The organism is Mycobacterium sp. B14F4 (assembly GCF_039871645.1).
Classification (GTDB): Bacteria; Actinomycetota; Actinomycetes; order Mycobacteriales; family Mycobacteriaceae; genus Mycobacterium.
Genome location: NZ_JBDPMF010000002.1, coordinates 734231 through 752787 on the forward strand (window position 1 = coordinate 734231; position 18557 = coordinate 752787).

Sequence of the window (18557 nt, forward strand, 5' to 3'; positions counted from 1 at the left end):
ACGCTCAGCGCGGCAGGCTCAGCAGTCGCTCGCCGGCGAGGGTGAGCAAAATCTGCTCGGTGCCGCCCGCGATGGTCAGGCAGCGGGTGTTGAGGAAGTCGAAGACCTGCTGGTTGTCGACGACTCCCGCCCCCTCGGAAAGCTCCATCCGGATCTCGGCCAGTGCTTGCCGGTAGCGCACACCGATCAGCTTGCGCGCGCTGGCCTGCGGACCCGGATCCTGTCCTCCCACAGCGAGTTCCGCGATCTTCTGGTCCAAGAGCGAGCCGACCTGCGCCGCGACGATCAACTGGCCGAGCCGGTCCTGGCCCGCGGCGTCGAAGTCCAGGGTGGCCACCTGCTCGAGTAGTTCCTCCATCGGGTTGCCCAGTGCGGTGCCGTGTGACATCGCGACGCGCTCGTTGGCCAATGTCGTTCTGGCCAGCCGCCATCCGTCGTTGACCTGGCCGACCACCATCTCGTCGGGCACGAAGACGTCGTCGAAGAACACCTCGTTGAACAGGTTGTCGCCGGTGATCTCGCGCAGCGGCCGGATGTCGATGCCCGGCGAGCGCATGTCGACCAGGAAGTAGGTGATGCCCTTGTGCTTCGGGGCGTCCGGGTCGGTGCGCGCCAGACAGATACCCCACTGCGCCTTGTGCGCCGCCGAGGTCCACACCTTCTGGCCGGTCAGTTTCCAACCCCCGTCGGCGCGAACCGCTTTCGTCCGCAACGCAGCCAGGTCCGATCCCGCGCCCGGTTCGGAGAACAGCTGGCACCACAGCAGCTCGCCGCGCAGCGTCGCGGGCACGAAGCGCTCGATCTGCTCCTGGCTGCCGTGCTCGAGGATGGTCGGCGCAGCCCACCAACCGATGACGAGGTCCGGACGCGTCACCCCCGCCTTGGCCATCTCCTGGTCGATCAACAACTGCTCGGCGGGGCCGGCGGCGCGGCCGTACGGCTTCGGCCAGTGCGGCGCCTGAAGTCCGGCGTCGGCCAGTGCCGCCTGCTGCTTTTCGGCCGGCAGCGCCGCGACTTCGGCCACGGCGGCGGCGATTTCGGGTCGCAAGCCGGCGACCGACTCGAGGTCGATGCCCAGCTCGCGGCGCACGCCCTGCTGCGTGAGCGCCGCCACCCGGCGCAGCCACCGCTGCGCACCCCCGAGGAAGTGAGCGATGCCGTAGGCCCGTCGCAGATACAGATGCGCGTCGTGCTCCCAGGTGATTCCGATGCCGCCCAGGACCTGGATGCAGTCCTTGGCGTTGGCCTTCGCCGCCTCGACGCCGACCGCAGCGGCCACCGCGGCGGCGATGGACAGCTGCTGGTCACCCTCGGTCACCGCGCGCGCCGCATCCGCCGCGGCCACCGACGCCTGTTCGGACCGCAGCAGCATCTCGGCGCACATGTGCTTGATGGCCTGGAAGCTGCCGATCGGCTTGCCGAACTGCTCGCGCACCTTCGCGTATTCGGTCGCGGTCCGCAGCGTCCAGCGCGCCAAACCCGCAGCCTCGGCCGCCATCACGGTGGCCGCGATGTCGGCGACGCGTTGCGCCGACGCCGTCGCCGCCTCGGCCGGCGCGTTGTCGAGGACGACCCGTGCGAGCGGCCGGGAGAAGTCGGTGGGGCTCAGCGGTTCGACCGTGACGCCCTCGGCGCTTGCGTCGACCACAACGAAGCCGTCCCCGGCGGGCAGCAGCAGCACCCCCGCCGCGTCGGCCCCCAGCACGTGGTCGGCGGTGCCCGTCGCGCGTCCGTCCGAGAATCGAATGTCGCCGGTCAGCGCCACGCCCGCGACGCGTTCGCCGGAGGCCAGCGCGGCCAGCACGTCCGGCCGCCCGATCACCAGGGTGGCCAGCGCCGTCGTGGTGACCGGTCCCGGCACCAGCGCCGCGCCGGCCTCGTCGACCATGGCGCACAGATCCTCGACGGTGCCGTCGGCGCCGCCGTGCTCCTCGGGCAGCGCGACACCGAAGATCCCTAGTTCGGCGATCCCCGCGTACGGCGTCCGCCACGCATCGGGCCGGCCCCCTTCGACCTCACGCGCGGCCTCGATGGCACTCGATGCGGCGGCCCAGTCTCGGACCAGCTCGCGTACGGCAAACTGCTCGTCTGCGATGGTCCCCGGGGAAGCGAGCGACACCGTGCTCTCCTAGCGTTTGGGTGAGAAGGCCATACTCCCCACTAGAACGTGTTCTAATAGTGCCAGCGTTCGACCGTCAAGTCGACCGCCATCCCAGCAGGACACGTCGGTGCCTCAACAGGCGGCGAGGTGAGAAATCGAGGATCGGCATGCGTATCGTTTTCGGCGAGAACGCACGATGAAGGAGCTACCAGCCGCATGTCCGGCCTGTCCCAGCCAGCAGCCAACGACTCGAGTTCGGGGTCGGATTCGCGGCCGCGTCAGGTGATGAACGTGGCGGTGCTGTCCGAATCCGAACTGGGATCCGAAGCCCAGCGGGAACGGCGCAAGCGCATCCTGGACGCCACCCTGGCCATCGCCTCGAAGGGCGGGTACGAGGCCGTTCAGATGCGCGCGGTGGCCGAACGCGCCGACGTCGCGGTCGGCACGCTGTATCGGTACTTCCCCTCCAAGGTGCACCTGCTCGTGTCGGCGCTGGGCCGCGAGTTCGAGCGCATCGACGCCAAGACCGACCGCGCCGCGTTGTCCGGCGGTACCCCCTACCAGCGGCTCAACATCATGGTCGGCAAGCTCAACCGGGCGATGCAGCGCAACCCGCTGCTGACCGAGGCCATGACCCGCGCGTTCGTGTTCGCCGACGCGTCGGCGGCCGGTGAGGTTGATCACGTCGGCAAGCTGATGGACTCGATGTTCGCCCGCGCGATGAGCGACGGCGAACCGACCGAGGACCAGTACCACATCGCACGCGTCATCTCCGACGTCTGGCTGTCGAACCTGCTCGCCTGGCTCACCCGCCGGGCCTCGGCGACCGACGTCAGCAAACGACTCGACCTTGCCGTGCGCCTGCTGATCGGCGACGGGGAGCACCCTAAGATCTAGCCGGTGGGCTTACCCGACGATCTGCTGCGAGCGCTGGACGCGGCCGCTGCGGCACCCCGACTGCTGGTCACCGCCGACTTCGACGGCACGCTGGCCCCGATCGTGAACAACCCGGCCGACGCGCGCCCGCTCCCCGAGGCCGCTCACGCGTTGGTCGCGCTCGCGGAGCTGCCGGATACCGCGGGGGCGTTGATCTCCGGACGTGCGCTCGAGGTCCTGCGGTCGCTGTCGTCGATGCCCGCGACGGTGCACCTGGTGGGTAGCCACGGCGCCGAGTTCGACTCGGGCTTCTCGCACGACGTCGACCGCGCACTGCTCGACCGCATCACCGACGAACTGCGCCAGATCGCCGACGGCAGGCCCGGCGTCACCGTGGAGACGAAACCGGCCAGCGTCGCGCTGCACGTGCGTAACGCCTCCCCCGAGGACGGCGAGGCGGCGCTGGCCTCGGCGCGGGAGGCGCCGGCGGCTCGGGAAGCGCAATTGACCGCGGGCAAGGCGGTGCTGGAGTTCGCGGTCATCCAGACCGACAAGGGCGAGGCCGTCGACATTCTGCGCGAGCAGGAGAACGCCTCGGCGGTGGTGTTTCTCGGCGACGACGTCACCGACGAGAAGGCGTTCCGCCGGCTTCGGGCCGACGATGTCGGCGTCAAGGTCGGGCCGGGCGACACGCTCGCCGGATACCGCGTCGAATCGCCGGAAGAAGTTGCGGCGGCTCTGGCGTATCTGCTGGACCGACGTCGCGCATCGGTGACCGGGCTCTAGGCGGGCGGTCCGGCCGTGCGGCCGCGGACCATCTCGGTGTCCAGCACTTCCACCACGGGTAGTCCCGAGCGCGGCGGGTTGTGCAGCAGATCGCCTGCCCGACGGCCCTTTTCGACGCTGGGCTGGATGACCGTGGTAAGCCCCCGCCGCAACGCCTCCGGCACACCGTCGAATCCGGTGACCGTCATCTGGCCCGGCACGTAGATGCCGCGGGCTCTCAGGAAGTCCATCGCTGAGAGCGCGAGCACGTCGGCGGTGCACATGAGCGCGGTCAGCCGCGGGTTGGCCGCGAGTGCCACCTCCGCGGCCGCCCCGCCCGACGTCGGCAGGTGTTCGTAACTCTCGACCACCGTCACCGACCCGGTGTCGAGGCCGGCCGCGGTGATCGCGTCCCAGACGCCGGCGATGCGCTCGCGCTGGACGTGAAAGTGCGGGGTCCGCAGCCGGTCCGGATCGGCGACCGTCGGCCCGGCGCCGCCGTGCGGCCAGTCCCGACCCAGCCGCATCGTCAGCAGGCCGATCTCTCGATGCCCGAGCTCGACAACGTGTTCGGCGAGCCGCCGCATCGCGTCGCGGTCGTCGATGCAGACCCGCGAGGTGCCCGGCACGTCCTTGGGCTGATCGACGACGACCACCGGCAGGTGGCGCTGCTGCACCACGGACAGGTACGGGTCGTCGTCGGACGCGGAGTACACCACGAAGCCGTCGACACCCGCAGCGAGTACCGCCGAGCTGCCCTCGGCGACACTGCGATTCGGGCCGACCGCCACCAGCAGCAGGCCCTGGCCGGCCGCCTCGCACGACTCCGCCAGCCCGGCGACGAAATCCAGGGCCGCCGGGTCGCTGAACGAGTAGTTGAGCGGTTCGGTGATCATCAGCCCCACTGCGCCGGCCTTGCGGGTGCGCAGCGAGCGCGCCACCGGATCGGGGCCGGGGTAGCCCAGCCGCTTCGCCGTGGCGAGAACACGTTCGCGCAGATCCGCCGAGAGCTGGTCCGGTCGGTTATAGGCGTTGGAGATCGTGGTCCGCGACACCTTGAGCTCTGCGGCGAGCGAAGCCAGGGTCGCACGCCGCCTGGGCGTGGGACTCCTCGACATGCTCTGTGAGGGTAGCCGAGATATCCCCCGGTCAGGTCACGAGCACGCGATCGGCGGAGGGCCGCAGACCCCGCAACGCCGCCCACACGATCGCCCAGACACTGCAGGCGACGGTGACGATCACGAAGCTGGGCGGCACGTTGAACATCGCCGACAGGCCCAGACCGGCCCACACCGCGGTCAGGCTGATGCCCGTCGACAACGCGATCGCCCCGCCGGGCCTCGGCGTCAGCATGATCGCCGCGGCGGCGGGGGTGACGACGAGCGCGAACAGCAGCAGCGTGCCGACGGCCTGCACCGCCATGGTCACGGCGAGGCCCAGCAACGCCATGAAGCCCATCGACAGGGCGCGGACCGGTACCCCCTTCGCGTCGGCCACCTGGGCGTTGACCGAGCTGAACAGCAACGGGCGGTAGATGAACCCCACGCACAGCGCCAGCACGGCGAGCAGGGTGGCGAACATGGCGATCTGCTGTGCGGAGATGGCGAGCAGGTTTCCGAACAGGACGTTGGTCATGGTGCTCGAACTTCGGGTGGCCATCGAGTTGAAGAACAGGCCGAGCCCGGTCGCCATCGCCAGCACGGTGCCCGTCGCCACCTCGCGGTCGGCAGCGCGGCGGCCCAGCGCGCCGATCACCAGGGCCCCGCCGATGCAGAAGACGCCGAGCCCGAGCGCGACGGGCACGCCGACGAGCACGGCCCCCGTCGCACCGGGCAACCCGATGTGGGCCAGCGCGTGCGCGGCGAACGCGGTGTTCCGCACGACGACGAAGTAGCCGATGAGCCCGGCCGCGAGCGCGACGATGGTGCCGCCGACCAACGCGTTGCGCATGAACGACGACGTCAGGATCTGAAACCAGTTCTGCTGGTAACCAAGCGCAACGATGGTCGTGTTCATGTCTTCCTCACGTACAGCTCGCCCTGCGGTGTCCGCACGACGTCGACCCGGGTCCCGTAGAGGTGGCTGAGCAGCGTCTCGTCGACGACACCGTCGAGCGTGTCGAAGTGCGCGTGGCCGTCCAGCAGGTAGATGGCGCTGGTGAGCACGCCCAGCAGCGGGTTGAGGTCGTGGGCGACGACGAGGATCGTGACCCCGAACTCCGTGTTGATCCGCTCGAGCACCGCGACGATCTCGCGTTGGCTGCGCAGGTCGAGCGAGGCCAGCGGTTCGTCGAGGATGAGCATCCTGGGCTTGGCCACCAGCGCCTCGGCCAGCGCGACGCGCTGGCGCTGGCCACCCGACAGCTCAGACAACCGCTTGCCGGCCACCGCGGTCGCGTCGACGGCCGCGAGCACCTCGTCGACACGCCGCTTGTCCTCGCGGCGCGCGCGGCCGAAGCCCCACCGGTGTCCCGTGAGACCGAGCATCACCGCGTCGCGCGCGCGGATCGCCTCACCGGAGATCGCTCCGTAATTCTGTGGGACGTAACCGATCGCCTTGTTCATGCCGCCCGGCGGCTGCCCGAACACCTCGAGGTGTCCGGACGCGGGCGCGATGAGGCCGAGCACGATCTGCAGCAGCGTCGTCTTGCCCGCCCCGTTCGACCCGATGACCGCGACGATGCCACCGGCAGGGACCTCGAACGTCGCCTCCGACCAGATCAGACGGCCGCCGCGGGCCGCGCTGACGTCGTCGAATGTCAGCGCGGGGCAACGGGAGTCGACGTCAGGTTCTGACACCGAGCGCCTCGGCGAGCGCACTCAGCTGGCTCACCTGCCAGCTCTCGAACGACTCCGTTCCGGGCGGGACGGTCTCGGTCACGTCGACGACAGGCACCCCGGCCTGCTCGGCAGCTGTCCGGATCTGTTGCAGCACAGAGCCTTCCGTCTGGACGTTGTAGATCAGCACGTCGACGCCGCGATCGCCGAGCAGCCTCAGGAAGGCGTCGAGGTCGGCCGGCGAGGGATCTGCTTCGTTGGCCGCCGCGGTCTGGTAACCCTCCGGTGTGCGGTTGCTCAGGCCGAGGGCCGCGGCCATGTCGTCGAATACGCTCTCGGTCGCGGCGTAGGTCTTGCCGGAGGCCTCGGCCTTGATGGAATCGATGAGCTCATCGTACGGCTTGAGCGTCTCGGAGAAGGCGGTGCGACGCTCGTCGAAGTAGCCGGCGGCCTCCGGCGCCAGCTTGCCCAGTTCGGCGGTGACCGCGTCCGCGACGGCCGTCACCTTGGCCGGGTTGTACCAGGCGTGCAGGTTGGGTTGACCCTCGCTGCCGTGCGCCTCGTCCTCGTGGGCGGTGCCCTCGTGTTCCTCAGGCGCTGCGTCACCGGTGTCGAGTGCGTCGACGACGGGCGCGTCGGGCACGGTGGTTGCAGCGAGCTTGGCGGCCCACTCGTCGTAGTGACCGCCGTTGACGACGACCAGTTGGGCGCCGTCGAACTTGGCCGCGTCGGCCGGCGTCGGTTCGTAGTCGTGGGGATCGACCGCGGAACTGGCGAGCACGGTGGTGACGCGCGCGCAGTCCCCGCCGAGTTCGGAGACGATGTCGCCCCACTGGTCGACGCTGACGACGACGTTCACCGGGGCGGCGGGGCAGTTGCCGGCATCGGGGCTGGACTGCGGCCGGTCATCGTCTTGCGAACACGCCGCGAGGCCGATCGGGGGAACGAGCAACAGGGCGGCGAGGGCGGCGGGATACTTGGCGACGGTCACCCGATAACGATAACCGTTTCCAAAAGGCTCGCACAATCGCCCTCCGGCGGCGGCATTGAGCCTAGGCTGATCGGCGTGAGCGAGCATGCGTTCAGCGAGCCGGAGCGTCGCGCGGTGTACCGGGCCATCGCCGAGCGCCGCGACATGCGCCGGTTCGTCCCCGGCACGGCGGTCCCGCAGGAGGTGCTGGCCCGCCTGCTGCAGGCCGCGCACGCCGCACCGAGCGTCGGCCTGATGCAACCGTGGCGGTTCATCCGGATCACCGATGGGCGCTTGCGACAGCGCATCGGCGAGCTGGTCGACGAGGAACGGCTGCGCACCGCCGAAGCCCTGGGCTCGCGGGGCGAGGAGTTCCTTGCGCTCAAGGTCGAAGGCATCCGCGACTGCGCCGAACTGCTCGTGGTGGCGCTCGGCGACGGCAGGGACGAGCATGTGTTCGGCCGCCGCACCCTGCCGCAGATGGACCTGGCTTCGGTGTCGTGTGCGATCCAGAACCTGTGGTTGGCCGCCCGCGCCGAGGGGCTCGGCATGGGGTGGGTGTCGATCTTCGAGCCGCACAGGCTCGCGGAGTTGCTCGAGATGCCCGACGGCGCGGAGCCGGTGGCGGTGCTGTGCCTGGGCCCGGTGCCCGAGTTCCCCGACCGTCCCCAACTGGAGGTCGACGAGTGGACGCTGGGCCGCCCGCTGTCGGAGTTCGTCTCGGAAAATCGGTGGCCGCAGCAGCGCGTGGGGACCGGATCGTGAGCGCCGTCGACCTCAACGCCGACCTCGGCGAGAGCTTCGGGGTGTGGCGCCTCGGTGACGACGACGCCATGCTCGACATCGTCACCAGTGCCAACATCGCGTGCGGCTTCCACGCGGGCGACCCCGCGCTGCTGCTGCAGACCTGCCGGGCCGCGGCCGAACGCGGCGTGCGGATCGGCGCGCAGGTCGCCTACCGCGACCTCGCCGGTTTCGGTCGCCGGTACATCGACGTTCACCCCGAGGAGCTGACCGCCGAGATCATCTACCAGGTCGGCGCGCTCCAGGCGCTGGCGTCCGCCGCCGGATCGACCGTCAGCTACGTCAAACCCCATGGCGCGCTGTATAACACGATCGTCGCCGCCAGCGAGCACGCCCGTGCGGTCGCCGAGGCGGTGCGCGCCGTCGATCCCGCCCTGCCCGTGCTCGGGCTCGAGGGTTCGGCGTTCTTCCGGGAAGCGCGGGAACTCGGGCTGCGCACCGTCCCCGAGGCATTCGCCGACCGGGCCTACCGCTCGGACGGCCAGCTGGTGTCGCGCCGCCAGCACAACGCGGTGCTGCACGACACCGGCGAGATCGCCGATCGGGTCGCGTCCATGATGAACAGTGGCAGGATCGACGCGGTCGACGGTTCGGCCATCCCGATAACCGTGGAATCGATTTGCGTACATGGGGATTCGCCGGGCGCGGTCCAGATCGCCAAGGCGGTGCGCGAACGTCTCGTCGCCGAGGGCGTCGAGCTCAGATCCTTCGTCTAGGGACAAGACGGTGACCGAGCTGACTGTCGAACCGGCGCGAGGCCGGATCGGGTCCATGCAGATCCTCGTCGTCGGCATGGTCGCGCTAGCCGTATTCGGTGGCGCCCTGCGGGGTTTCGTCGTCGGCACACCTGACGTTGCGACGGCCGCGACGGTGTTCTGCGGCATCTTCGTCCAAGCCATCCCGTTCCTCGCGCTGGGCGTGGTGATCAGTGGGCTGGTCGCGGCGTTCGTCTCGGCGGACCGATTGACCCGGTGGCTGCCGCGCAAGCCCGCGGCGGCGATTCTCACCGCCGGCGTGGGCGGTGCCGCCCTGCCGGGCTGCGAGTGCGGCTCGGTTCCGGTCGCTCGCAGGTTGTTCGGCGACGGCGCGATCGGTGCGGCCGCGTTGACGTTCATGCTCGCGGCGCCGGCCATCAACCCGGTGGTGCTGGTGTCGACCGCTGTCGCGTTTCCGGGCCAACCCCAGATGGTGGCCGCGCGGTGCATCGCCTCGTTGCTGACTGCGGTGGTCATGGGGGCGTTGTGGTCTCGGTTCGGCCGAGCCGAGTGGATCACCCGCCGGCTGCCGAAAAGCCCCGACGGCGAGGGATCGCGCTGGACTGTCTTCACCGAGGCGGCGCGGCACGACTTCTTGCAGGCCGCTTCGTATCTGGTGCTCGGCGCGGCCGCCGCAGCAGTGCTGCACGTGGTGGTTCCACCGTGGATGTTCGAACATTTGGCGGGGCAGATGGTCCTCGGCATCCTGACCATGGCGTTGCTCGCCGTCGTGCTGTCACTGTGCTCGGAGGCCGACGCGTTCGTAGCGGCGAGCCTGACCATGCTCCCACTGCTCCCCCGCCTGGTGTTCCTGGTGGTCGGCCCGGCGGTCGACCTAAAGCTGTTCGCGATGCAGGCGGGCCTGTTCGGCCGCTCGTTCGCCGTGCGCTTCGCTCCGGCCACCTTCCTGGTGGCGACGCTAATCGCAACCGGCGTCGGGCTGTTGGTGCTGGGGGCGCGATGAGTCGCGAGACCGAGAACGCCGTCCTGCTGCTGGTCGGTGTCAGCACCGCGCTCATCACCATCACCGGTGCCTATACGCGATACGTCAAGCCCTCGCTGCTGCCGTGGCTGGCCGGCTCCGCGGCACTGCTGATCACCCTCGCGGTGGTGGCGATCGTCCGCGACATCCGGCACCGTTCGGTGAACGAGGACCACCCGCGCGACCACGAGGACGGCCACCGCCACCGCCCCGGCATCGCCTGGCTCCTGCTGGTACCGATTGCCTTGCTGGCGTTCGTCGTTCCACCGGCGATCACGCCGCAAGCGGCGGGCCCGTCTGTCGCCCCGGTGTCACCCGACGTGCTGCGCCGGCCGTTCCCTCCGCTTCCCGGCGAACGCGCTCCGACACTGTCGCTGCCGGAGGTCCTGGTCCGGGTGGCGCAGGACTCGGCGAACACGCTCGACAACCGGTTGATCACCGTCACCGGATTCACCATGCAACAGGACGGGCGTATCCACCTGGCCCGCGTCGTCATCATGTGCTGCGCCGCCGATGCGAGGCTGGCCCAGATCGAGTTGAGCGGGCCCGCCACGCCGCAGCTCGCCGCGTACCCGGAGAACACCTGGGTGAGTGTGGAAGGCACAGTAACTGCAGGACAGTCGGATTCGAGTGGCCGGTCCATTCCGGTGATTCAGGTGCTGAGCCAGTCCCGCACCGAACCGCCTGCCAACCCCTACGCGTACTGACAGGGAGTCAGCGTGAGGGACCGAAGGGCAGCAACGCCATCTCCCGCGCATTCTTGATCGCGATCGCCACCTGCCGTTGTCGTTGAGGTGACAGGCCGGTCACCCGCCGGGACCGGATCTTGCCGCGCTCGGAGATGAACGTCCTCAGCAGGTGGACGTCCTTGTAGTCGATGTGAGTGACGCCTGCGGCCTTGAGGGGATTGCGCTTCTGCCGGTTGGGCTCCTGAACAGGCGGCCGTCGGACGGTTCGCTTCTTCGCCATCACTGTCACCAGCTCGACTTCGACACGCCGGGCAGTTCCCCGCGGTGCGCGAGCTCGCGCACCCGCAGGCGCGACAGCCCGAACTTGCGCAGGTGACCCCTCGGCCTGCCGTCGACGGCGTCACGGTTGCGCAGGCGGACGGGGCTGGCATCGCGCGGAAGCCGTTGCAGCGCAGCCACGGCCGCGGCTCGTTCGTCGGGTGTACCGCGCCGGACCGCGTCCTTGAGCTCGGCTCGCCGCGCGGCGTAGCGCTCGACGATGAGCCGGCGCTGCTTATTCTTGGCGATCTTCGATTTCTTGGCCATCAGCGCTCCTCGCGGAAGTCGACGTGGCGGCGGGCAACCGGGTCGTACTTGCGCAGCACCAGCCGGTCGGGATCGTTGCGCCGGTTCTTTCGCGTGACGTACGTGTAGCCCGTGCCCGCCGTCGACCGCAGCTTGACGACCGGTCGGATGTCGGTGCGTGCCATCAGATCTTCTGCCCCTGCTTCCGCAACCGCGCCACCACAGCTTCGATGCCGTCGCGGTCGATGACCTTGATGCCCTTGGCGCTCACGCGGAGCTTGACGCGGCGGCCCTCGGAGGGCAGGTAGTACGTCTTCGTCTGGATGTTGGGGTTCCAGCGGCGACGGCTGCGCCGGTGCGAGTGCGACACGGTGTTGCCGAAGCCGGGTGACCGGCCGGTGACTTGGCAATGCGCGGACATGTTCCTCCTTCGCCGCATACGCTAACGTTAATGAAAACCATTATCAACTAAGGAGGGTTTCATGCGTACTCCGGTGGTGCTGATCTGCGGCCAGGGCGACACCGACGGCGTCGCCCGGGTGATGGCCCGCGCGACCGGTACGGCGGTGGTCAGGCACCGCTTCGACGGGCAGGTGGTGGTGCGCAGCGTGACCACCTCGTCGGGAACATCGGAGTGGCCGCTGGAACTGGCCAGGGGCTGCGTCGCCTGCACGGTGCGCGATGACCTGCTGGTGCTGTTGCGCCGGCTGCATCGTCGCAGCGACGTGGATCGCATTGCCGTACAACTGATGCCGTGGCTCGAACCTAAACCGGTGTGCTGGGCCATCGACAACGTCCGCGTTCGCGTCGGCCCCGGCTACGTCGACGGACCCGCGGCGCGGGACGTGCGCATCGAGGCGGTGGTGACGTGCGTCGATCCGGCCGGCTGGCTGAGCCAGGCGATCGGCGCCGGTGCTCACCGAGCCGCACGGTCAGACGCTGGCGGTGCTGCGCCGGTTGGCGCCCAGGGCACGGCTGACGGTCGGCGCCGAGCGCGTCGAGACGGCGTTGGCCCATTTGGAACCCGACAGCCGGCGCGGTCGCAGCGACAATCCGCACGATCCGCTGCTTGCCGGTCAGCCCTCGCTGCAGGCCGACGGTGACGTCGGGTTGTTGCTGTTCTCGGCCCGTCGCCCCTTTCACCCGCAGCGGCTGCACGACGCGTTGGACGTGCTGCTCGACGGGGTGGTGCGCACCCGCGGCCGGCTGTGGTTGGCCAATCGGTTCGACGACGTCATGTGGCTCGAATCAGCCGGTGGCGGAATGCGATTCGAGTATGCGGGCCGGTGGCTGGTCGCGATGAGTTCCAGCGAGCACGCGTACGCCGACCCGCAGCGGGCCGCGCTGGCCGCCGCGGATTGGGATGACCGGTTGGGCGACCGCCACGTGTCGGTGGCCGTGCTGGTGTGCGGGGCGGAACCCGAGGACATCGTCGACGCGCTGCGGGGTTCCCTGCTCACCGACGACGAGTGGAAACGGCCCGACGAATGGTCAAGCTACCCAGACCCGTTCGGCGACTGGCACGAGGACCCCTGCGACGACATGGCCGAGCACGTGGGCGACGTCGGTACCCGATCCGATGGAGAAGACAGATGAAACCCGGCATTCACCCCGACTACCATCCGGTGGTCTTCAAGGACGCCACCACCGGTGCGGCGTTCCTGACCCGGTCGACGATCACCAGCGACCGCACCATCGAATGGGAGGACGGCCGGACCTACCCACTCGTCGTGGTCGACATCAGCGCCGCGTCGCATCCGCTCTGGACCGGATCGCGTCGGCACATCGACACCGCCGGACAGGTCGAGAAGTTCAGGCGGCGGTACGGGGGCCGCGCCTAAGGTTGGCGCCATGCGCCTCAAGCTCGGCCGACCGGACCTGGCGGACTACGCCAGCTACTTCGACGTCCCGGTCGCCGACCCTGACGCGCCCCTGACCGTGACGTGGGCGGGTGTCACCACCCTGCTCGTCGACGACGGCGCGTCGGCGCTGATGACCGACGGGTTCTTCTCGCGACCGAGCCTCGCAGCCGTGGGGCTGCGGCGGCTGGCGCCGTCCCATCCGCGCATCGACGGCTGCCTGGCCCGCCTGCGCGTCGACCGGCTCGAAGCCGTTCTGCCCGTGCACACCCACTTCGACCACGCGATGGACAGCGCGGTGGTGGCGGAGCGGACCGGCGCCACGATCGTCGGTGGGACGTCGGCCGCGCACGTCGGCCGCGGCCACGGTCTGGCAGACGACCGGCTGGTCACGGCGGTGTCTGGCGAGCCGATCCGCCTCGGCGCCTACGACGTCACACTCATCGAGGGCGCACACTGCCCGCCCGACCGCTTCCCCGGCGCCATCACCGCCCCGGTGATCCCGCCCGTCAAGGCGTCGGCCTACAGATGCGGCGAAGCGTGGTCGACGCTGGTGCGTCACCGTCCGTCGGATCGTGCGCTGCTGATCGTCGGCAGCGCGGGTTTCATCCCCGGGGCACTGAGCGGCAGGCGGGCCGACGTCGTCTACCTCGGCGTCGGGCAACTCGGCCTGCAACCCGAGGGCTACCTCGTGGATTACTGGACCGAGACGGTCCGCACGGTGAGCGCGCGGCGCGTCGTGCTCATCCACTGGGACGACTTCTTCCGCCCGTTGCACGAACCGCTGCGGGCACTTCCGTACGCCGCCGACGATCTCGACCTCTCGATGCGGGTGCTGTCGCGGTTGGCCGCCGACGACGGCGTGGCGCTGCATCTGCCCACCCTGTGGCGGCGCGCCGACCCGTGGGGCTGACGCTGCCACTGGTCGCGCTGGCGGTCGTGCTGTGCTTTGCCCTGATGCGGCCCCGAGGCTGGCCCGAGGCCATCGCCGCAGTGCCCGCGGCCGCGGTCCTGATCGCCGCAAGCACCATCTCCCTGCAGGATGCGGCGGCCGAGGTGAGCCGCCTGGTGCCCGTCGTGGGCTTCCTCGCCGCGGTGTTGGTGCTGGCGAGGCTGTGCGACGACGAAGGCCTGTTCCGCGCGGCCGGCGAGTTGATGGCCCGGGCCGGCAACGGTGATCCGAGACGACTGCTGGCGATGGTCTTCGCTGTCGCGTCGGTGATCACCGCGGTTTTGAGCCTCGATGCGACCGTCGTGCTGCTGACCCCGGTGGTGGTGGCGACGGCTCGCCGGATGGGGGTGTCGGCGAAGCCCCACGCGTACGCGACCGCGCACCTGGCCAACACGGCGTCACTGCTGCTGCCGGTCTCGAACCTGACCAACCTGCTCGCGTTCAGCGCGGCGGGCCTGTCGTTCCTGCACTTCGCGGGACTGATGACGCTGCCGTGGCTGCTGGCGATCGCGGTCGAATTAGCCTTGTTCCGTTGGCTTTTCCGTGGTGAACTAGTCAACCACCCGTCACCTGGCGGACAGGTGGAGCGAGTCCACGTACCGGTGTTCGTCATCGCCGTCCTCGGATCGACCTTGCTCGGATTCGCCGTGACGTCACCGCTCGGCGTCTCGCCGGCCTGGGCGGCGCTGGCTGGTGCGCTGATCCTCGGAGTGCGGGCTCTCGCCAAGGGAGACACCACGATCAGCCGCATCGTCGGTGCCGCCGACCTCCCGTTTCTTGCTTTCGTGCTGTGCCTCGGTGTGGTCGTCGAGGCGGTGATGCGCAACGGACTCGACGTCGTGATGCGCGACCTGGTCCCGGCCGGCGAGGGTCTGCTCACGCTGCTCGGCATCGCCGCCGTCGCGGCGGTGCTGTCGAACCTCGTCAACAACCTTCCGGCGGTGCTGGTCATGCTTCCGCTCGTCGCGACGGCCGGTCCCGCCGCGGTGCTGGCGGTGCTCATCGGGGTGAACATCGGGCCGAACCTGTCCTACCCCGGTTCGCTGGCCAACCTACTGTGGCGCAACACCGTTCGACGCCACGACGTGCCAGCGGGTTTCGTCGAGTTCACCCGCATCGGGCTGTGCACGGTGCCGGTGACGCTGACCGTCTCCGTGGTGGGGCTGTGGCTCGGGGTGCGCCTGTTCGGCACTTAGGGCAAGCGACGGGTTACGCACATGCGAACATCCGCCGGACGGCGGACGTCGATTCGTCGGCATACGGCACTGCGGTCAGCGGAAAGCCGGCAGGTCTGCGAGATTGCTGTTATGCCGGCGGTATTCAGCAGGTACGTGGCGCTCGGCGACTCGTTCACCGAGGGCTGCGGCGACCCCGACCGCAGCCGGCCGAACGGCCTGCGCGGGTGGGCCGACCGTGTCGCCGACGTTCTCGCCGACGCCAATCCCGAGATGCGCTATGCCAACCTCGCGGTGCGTGGACGCACCATGGACGAGATCCTCGCCGAGCAGGTTCAGACCGCGGTGATGCTCGAGCCGGACCTGGTCACCGTTTATGCGGGCATGAACGATCTCCTGCTGGTGCGCAACGACTTCGACGCGATGATGGCCCGTTATTCCGATGCGCTCAAGACGCTGCAGCAGACCGGCGCCGTCGTGCTCACCTTCACCGCCGCCGACCTCGGCACGGTGCCGCTGTTCCGCCGACTGCGCGGCCGGGCCGCGATCTACAACGAACTGCTCCGCACGATCGTCGACGACATCGGTGTGCAGTTGGTCGACTTCTGGCGGTACTCCGAGTTCCGCGACTCGCGGTTGTGGGACGGCGACCGGGTCCACCTCTCACCGCTCGGTCACGAACGGATGGCCGCCAAAGTGCTCGACACCGTGGCGGTTCCGCACACGCTGACCAGCCGGTCGGCCGCGCTGCTGGCCTCCGCGCCGCCGGTGCGCAGTTTCTGGGCCGACCTGCGGTGGGCCGCGGCGTTCGCGCTGCCGTGGGTTTCACGCCGGCTTCGACGGGTGACGCCGGGGGCGGGTGTCGAGCCGAAGTCGACCGCGCTGATGCGAGTGCGCTAGCCGCGGCGCTGGCGGGCGATCTCCGCGAGCACCACACCGGCTGCCACCGAGGCGTTGAGCGATTCGGTCGGTCCGGCCATCGGGATGGAGACCACGGCGTCACATGTCTCGCGGACCAGGCGCGAAAGCCCCTTGCCCTCCGAGCCGACAACCACGACGGTGGGGCCCGAGCCGTCGAACTCGTCGACGGTGGTGTCGCCCCCGGCGTCCAACCCGACGATCTGCAGCCCCGCGCCGGCCCAACTCTTCAGCGTGCGGGTCAGATTCGTGGCCCGGGCCACCGGCACTCGCGCCGCGGCACCCGCGCTGGTGCGCCACGCGACCGCGGTGACCGAAGCCGAGCGCCGCTGCGGGATCAGCACACCCTGCCCACCGAACGCCGCCACCGAACGCACGATCGCGCCGAGGTTGCGGGGGTCGGAGATGTTGTCCAGTGCCACCAGGAGCGCAGGGGCGCCGTCGGCGGTCACCGCGGCGAGCAGGTCGTCGGGGTGAGCGTAGGCGTACGGGGGAACCTGAAGCGCCACCCCCTGATGCAGGCCGTTGGTCGCAATGCGGTCCAGGTCGTGGCGCGGCACCTCGAGGATCGAGATTCCCGAATCCGCAGCGATCCGCACGGCCTCGGACAACCGTTCGTCGTTGTCGGCGCCCAGTGCTACGTACAGCGCCGTGGCGGGCACCCCGGCGCGCAGGCACTCGAGCACCGGGTTGCGGCCGAGCACGACCTCGGTGTCGTCGGTCTTGCGCGACTGGCGGCGGCCCTGGGTCTTGGCCGCGCGCTTGGCCGCCGGATGGTTCGGCCGCATGTGTGCGGGCGGCGTCGCGCCGCGGCCCTCGAGACCGCGCCGGCGCACACCTCCCGACCCGACCGTGGGCCCCTTCTTGGTGCCCGGCTTGCGCACCGCACCCCTGCGCCGTGAATTGCCTGCCATCACTGGGTCCCGTCGCCGGCCCGCACCGGCTTGGCGCCGTCGTCCAGCAGTGTCCACTGCGGACCGTCCGCGGTGTCGGTGACCTCGATACCCGCCTCCTTGAGGCGGTCGCGGATGGCGTCGGCCTCCGCCCAATCGCGCCGGGCGCGCGCCTCTTCGCGGCGCTTCACCTCCGCGTGCACCAGCACGTCGACCGCCGCGAGGGCTCTCGACGTCTCGTCCTTGGACTCCCAGCGCTCGTCGAGCGGGTCGGCGCCGAGGATCCCCATCATCGCGCGGATCGACATCGCCTGGGTCAGGGCGGTCTCGTGGTCGCCGGCGTCGAGAGCACGGTTGCCTTCGGCGCGCGCCGCATGCACCTCGGCCAGCGCGATCGGCACCGACAGGTCGTCGTCGAGAGCGGCGGCGAACTTCGGCGTCCACTGCCCCAGCACCACCGCACCGACGCGGGTGCGCACGCGCTGCAGGAAGTCCTCGATTCCGCAGTAGGCCTTGGCGGCGTCCTGCAGTGCCGTCTCGGAGAACTCGAGCATCGACCGGTAGTGCGCGCTGCCCAGGTAGTAACGCAACTCGGCGGCTCGAACTCGTTGCAGCACAGCGGGAATCGCGAGAACGTTGCCCAGCGACTTGCTCATCTTCTCGCCGCCCATGGTCACCCAGCCGTTGTGCAGCCAGAACCGGGCGAACGCGTCGCCCGCGGCCTCGGCCTGGGCGATCTCGTTCTCGTGGTGCGGAAACACCAGATCCATCCCGCCGGCGTGGATGTCGAACTCGGCACCCAGATAGGCCTCGCACATCGCGACACATTCGGTGTGCCACCCGGGGCGGCCGCGCCCCCACGGCGTCGGCCAGGACGGCTCACCGGGTTTCGCACCCTTCCACAGCGTGAAGTCGCGTTCGTCGCGCTTGCCCGTCGCCGCACCCTCGCCCTGGTGCACGTCGTCGATCCGGTGGCCGGAGAGCTTGCCGTAGCCCGACAGGCTGAGCACGTCGAAATAGACGTCGCCGCCGCTCGCATACGCGTGCCCGCGCTCGATCAGCCGCTCGATCAACTCGACCATCTGGGTGATGTGTGCGGTGGCGCGCGGCTCCGCCGACGGTGGCAGCACACCGAGCGCGTCGTAGGCCGCCGCGAAGGCGCGCTCGTAGGTCGCCGCCCACTCCCACCACGGCCGGCCGGCGTCGGCGGCCTTGGTGAGGATCTTGTCGTCGATGTCGGTGACGTTTCGGATGAACGCGACGTCGTACTCCTTGGCGATCAGCCAGCGCCGCAACACGTCGAAGGCGACGCCGCTGCGGACGTGTCCGATGTGCGGCAGCCCCTGAACGGTGGCGCCGCAGAGATAGATCGAGACGTGACCCGGGCGTACCGGAACGAAGTCGCGCACGGCACCGGTCATGGTGTCATGCAGGCGCAAGGTTTCGGTCACCCCGGCCGACCATTCGCTCCGCTCAC

21 protein-coding genes and 1 pseudogene are annotated in these 18557 nt (G+C 69.8%); 11 read left to right on the plus strand and 11 right to left on the minus strand.

The genetic code is table 11. The features are described from left to right. Positions 1-4: 4 nt before the first annotated feature. On the minus strand, positions 5-2119 hold the full coding sequence (locus ABGB19_RS08840) for an acyl-CoA dehydrogenase (RefSeq protein ID WP_347685483.1): 2115 nt from the start codon (positions 2117-2119) through the stop codon (positions 5-7). A 273-nt stretch (positions 2120-2392) separates the two neighbouring features. On the opposite strand from ABGB19_RS08840, the gene kstR reads away from it, so the two are divergent. Both kstR and otsB read left to right on the plus strand, forming a co-directional pair. Then, entirely contained in the window at positions 2393-2998 is a 606-nt protein-coding gene (kstR, locus tag ABGB19_RS08845) for a cholesterol catabolism transcriptional regulator KstR (protein ID WP_197503301.1), read from the plus strand. A gap of 3 nt (positions 2999-3001) precedes the next feature. After that, positions 3002-3763, plus strand: coding sequence for a trehalose-phosphatase (otsB, locus tag ABGB19_RS08850; RefSeq protein ID WP_347685484.1), 762 nt, complete (start codon positions 3002-3004; stop codon positions 3761-3763). Here otsB and ABGB19_RS08855 read toward each other — a convergent pair. Genes ABGB19_RS08855 through ABGB19_RS08870 form a run of 4 tightly spaced genes read right to left on the minus strand, consistent with a single transcriptional unit; the run spans position 3760 to position 7456 of the window. Further along, a complete protein-coding gene (locus ABGB19_RS08855; protein WP_347685485.1) occupies positions 3760-4860 on the minus strand; it encodes a LacI family DNA-binding transcriptional regulator in 1101 nt (366 codons plus the stop codon). The two genes, otsB and ABGB19_RS08855, sit on opposite strands and share 4 nt — an antisense overlap. A 31-nt stretch (positions 4861-4891) precedes the next feature. Continuing rightward, a complete protein-coding gene (locus tag ABGB19_RS08860) occupies positions 4892-5758 on the minus strand; it encodes a metal ABC transporter permease (RefSeq protein WP_347685486.1) in 867 nt (288 codons plus the stop codon). Beyond that, entirely contained in the window at positions 5755-6540 is a 786-nt protein-coding gene (locus tag ABGB19_RS08865) for an ABC transporter ATP-binding protein (protein ID WP_347685487.1), read from the minus strand. The genes ABGB19_RS08860 and ABGB19_RS08865 overlap by 4 nt, the downstream gene beginning before the upstream one ends. After that, on the minus strand, positions 6527-7456 hold the full coding sequence (locus ABGB19_RS08870) for a zinc ABC transporter substrate-binding protein (RefSeq protein ID WP_347685673.1): 930 nt from the start codon (positions 7454-7456) through the stop codon (positions 6527-6529). The genes ABGB19_RS08865 and ABGB19_RS08870 overlap by 14 nt, the downstream gene beginning before the upstream one ends. A 129-nt stretch (positions 7457-7585) precedes the next feature. Here ABGB19_RS08870 and bluB point away from each other — a divergent pair, with 129 nt between their 5' ends. Genes bluB through ABGB19_RS08890 form a run of 4 tightly spaced genes read left to right on the plus strand, consistent with a single transcriptional unit; the run spans position 7586 to position 10737 of the window. Continuing rightward, entirely contained in the window at positions 7586-8254 is a 669-nt protein-coding gene (gene bluB / locus ABGB19_RS08875) for a 5,6-dimethylbenzimidazole synthase (protein WP_347685488.1), read from the plus strand. Further along, a complete protein-coding gene (locus tag ABGB19_RS08880; RefSeq protein ID WP_347685489.1) occupies positions 8251-9009 on the plus strand; it encodes a 5-oxoprolinase subunit PxpA in 759 nt (252 codons plus the stop codon). Before bluB ends, ABGB19_RS08880 begins: the two co-directional genes overlap by 4 nt. Before the next feature lie 55 nt (positions 9010-9064). Then, positions 9065-10012: a permease gene (locus ABGB19_RS08885; protein ID WP_347685674.1), complete on the plus strand. Its 948-nt coding sequence runs from the start codon at positions 9065-9067 to the stop codon at positions 10010-10012. Further along, entirely contained in the window at positions 10009-10737 is a 729-nt protein-coding gene (locus tag ABGB19_RS08890; RefSeq protein ID WP_347685490.1) for a TIGR03943 family protein, read from the plus strand. The genes ABGB19_RS08885 and ABGB19_RS08890 overlap by 4 nt, the downstream gene beginning before the upstream one ends. 7 nt (positions 10738-10744) lie before the next feature. On the opposite strand, the gene rpsR is transcribed toward ABGB19_RS08890, so the two are convergent. The 4 genes from rpsR to rpmB are packed head-to-tail and all read right to left on the minus strand — an operon-like array spanning position 10745 to position 11704. Then, the gene (rpsR, locus tag ABGB19_RS08895) at positions 10745-10999 is read right to left on the minus strand and encodes a 30S ribosomal protein S18 (protein WP_347685491.1); all 255 of its coding nucleotides are present in this window, start codon (positions 10997-10999) and stop codon (positions 10745-10747) included. 5 nt (positions 11000-11004) lie between these two features. Next, complete coding sequence (gene rpsN, locus ABGB19_RS08900; protein ID WP_347685492.1) at positions 11005-11304, minus strand: 30S ribosomal protein S14; 300 nt, start codon at positions 11302-11304, stop codon at positions 11005-11007. Then, positions 11304-11468: a 50S ribosomal protein L33 gene (rpmG, locus tag ABGB19_RS08905; RefSeq protein WP_347685493.1), complete on the minus strand. Its 165-nt coding sequence runs from the start codon at positions 11466-11468 to the stop codon at positions 11304-11306. Before rpmG ends, rpsN begins: the two co-directional genes overlap by 1 nt. After that, on the minus strand, positions 11468-11704 hold the full coding sequence (rpmB, locus tag ABGB19_RS08910) for a 50S ribosomal protein L28 (protein ID WP_347685494.1): 237 nt from the start codon (positions 11702-11704) through the stop codon (positions 11468-11470). The genes rpmG and rpmB overlap by 1 nt, the downstream gene beginning before the upstream one ends. A 61-nt stretch (positions 11705-11765) precedes the next feature. Between rpmB and ABGB19_RS08915 the strand changes: the two are divergent. The 5 genes and pseudogenes from ABGB19_RS08915 (at position 11766) to ABGB19_RS08935 (ending at position 16169) form a co-directional block, all read left to right on the plus strand. Continuing rightward, positions 11766-12879 (plus strand): annotated as a pseudogene (locus ABGB19_RS08915) (GTP-binding protein). After that, complete coding sequence (locus ABGB19_RS08920) at positions 12876-13124, plus strand: type B 50S ribosomal protein L31 (protein ID WP_347685495.1); 249 nt, start codon at positions 12876-12878, stop codon at positions 13122-13124. The pseudogene ABGB19_RS08915 and the gene ABGB19_RS08920 overlap by 4 nt, the downstream one beginning before the upstream one ends. A gap of 10 nt (positions 13125-13134) precedes the next feature. Next, on the plus strand, positions 13135-14055 hold the full coding sequence (locus ABGB19_RS08925; protein WP_347685496.1) for an MBL fold metallo-hydrolase: 921 nt from the start codon (positions 13135-13137) through the stop codon (positions 14053-14055). Beyond that, on the plus strand, positions 14046-15290 hold the full coding sequence (locus ABGB19_RS08930) for an SLC13 family permease (RefSeq protein WP_347685497.1): 1245 nt from the start codon (positions 14046-14048) through the stop codon (positions 15288-15290). The genes ABGB19_RS08925 and ABGB19_RS08930 overlap by 10 nt, the downstream gene beginning before the upstream one ends. Positions 15291-15401: 111 nt before the next feature. Further along, the gene (locus ABGB19_RS08935) at positions 15402-16169 is read left to right on the plus strand and encodes an SGNH/GDSL hydrolase family protein (RefSeq protein ID WP_347685498.1); all 768 of its coding nucleotides are present in this window, start codon (positions 15402-15404) and stop codon (positions 16167-16169) included. On the opposite strand, the gene rlmB is transcribed toward ABGB19_RS08935, so the two are convergent. Together rlmB and cysS are read right to left on the minus strand one after the other, a co-directional pair. Further along, entirely contained in the window at positions 16166-17101 is a 936-nt protein-coding gene (gene rlmB / locus ABGB19_RS08940; protein WP_347685499.1) for a 23S rRNA (guanosine(2251)-2'-O)-methyltransferase RlmB, read from the minus strand. The two genes, ABGB19_RS08935 and rlmB, sit on opposite strands and share 4 nt — an antisense overlap. After that, positions 17101-18531 (minus strand): cysteine--tRNA ligase, encoded by a 1431-nt coding sequence (cysS, locus tag ABGB19_RS08945; protein WP_347685500.1) that lies wholly within the window; start codon positions 18529-18531, stop codon positions 17101-17103. The genes rlmB and cysS overlap by 1 nt, the downstream gene beginning before the upstream one ends. Positions 18532-18557 lie beyond the last annotated feature (26 nt).

Bases quoted from the DNA above. Each gene is read 5' to 3' on its own strand.
- ABGB19_RS08855 (WP_347685485.1), bottom strand. From the start codon at position 4,860: ATGTCGAGGAGTCCCACGCCCAGGCGGCGTGCGACCCTGGCTTCGCTC.
- ABGB19_RS08860 (WP_347685486.1), bottom strand. From the start codon at position 5,758: ATGAACACGACCATCGTTGCGCTTGGTTACCAGCAGAACTGGTTTCAG.
- ABGB19_RS08885 (WP_347685674.1), top strand. From the start codon at position 9,065: ATGCAGATCCTCGTCGTCGGCATGGTCGCGCTAGCCGTATTCGGTGGC.
- ABGB19_RS08890 (WP_347685490.1), top strand. From the start codon at position 10,009: ATGAGTCGCGAGACCGAGAACGCCGTCCTGCTGCTGGTCGGTGTCAGC.
- rpsR (WP_347685491.1), bottom strand. From the start codon at position 10,999: ATGGCGAAGAAGCGAACCGTCCGACGGCCGCCTGTTCAGGAGCCCAAC.
- rpsN (WP_347685492.1), bottom strand. From the start codon at position 11,304: ATGGCCAAGAAATCGAAGATCGCCAAGAATAAGCAGCGCCGGCTCATC.
- rpmG (WP_347685493.1), bottom strand. From the start codon at position 11,468: ATGGCACGCACCGACATCCGACCGGTCGTCAAGCTGCGGTCGACGGCG.
- rpmB (WP_347685494.1), bottom strand. From the start codon at position 11,704: ATGTCCGCGCATTGCCAAGTCACCGGCCGGTCACCCGGCTTCGGCAAC.
- ABGB19_RS08920 (WP_347685495.1), top strand. From the start codon at position 12,876: ATGAAACCCGGCATTCACCCCGACTACCATCCGGTGGTCTTCAAGGAC.
- ABGB19_RS08925 (WP_347685496.1), top strand. From the start codon at position 13,135: ATGCGCCTCAAGCTCGGCCGACCGGACCTGGCGGACTACGCCAGCTAC.
- ABGB19_RS08935 (WP_347685498.1), top strand. From the start codon at position 15,402: ATGCCGGCGGTATTCAGCAGGTACGTGGCGCTCGGCGACTCGTTCACC.
- rlmB (WP_347685499.1), bottom strand. From the start codon at position 17,101: ATGGCAGGCAATTCACGGCGCAGGGGTGCGGTGCGCAAGCCGGGCACC.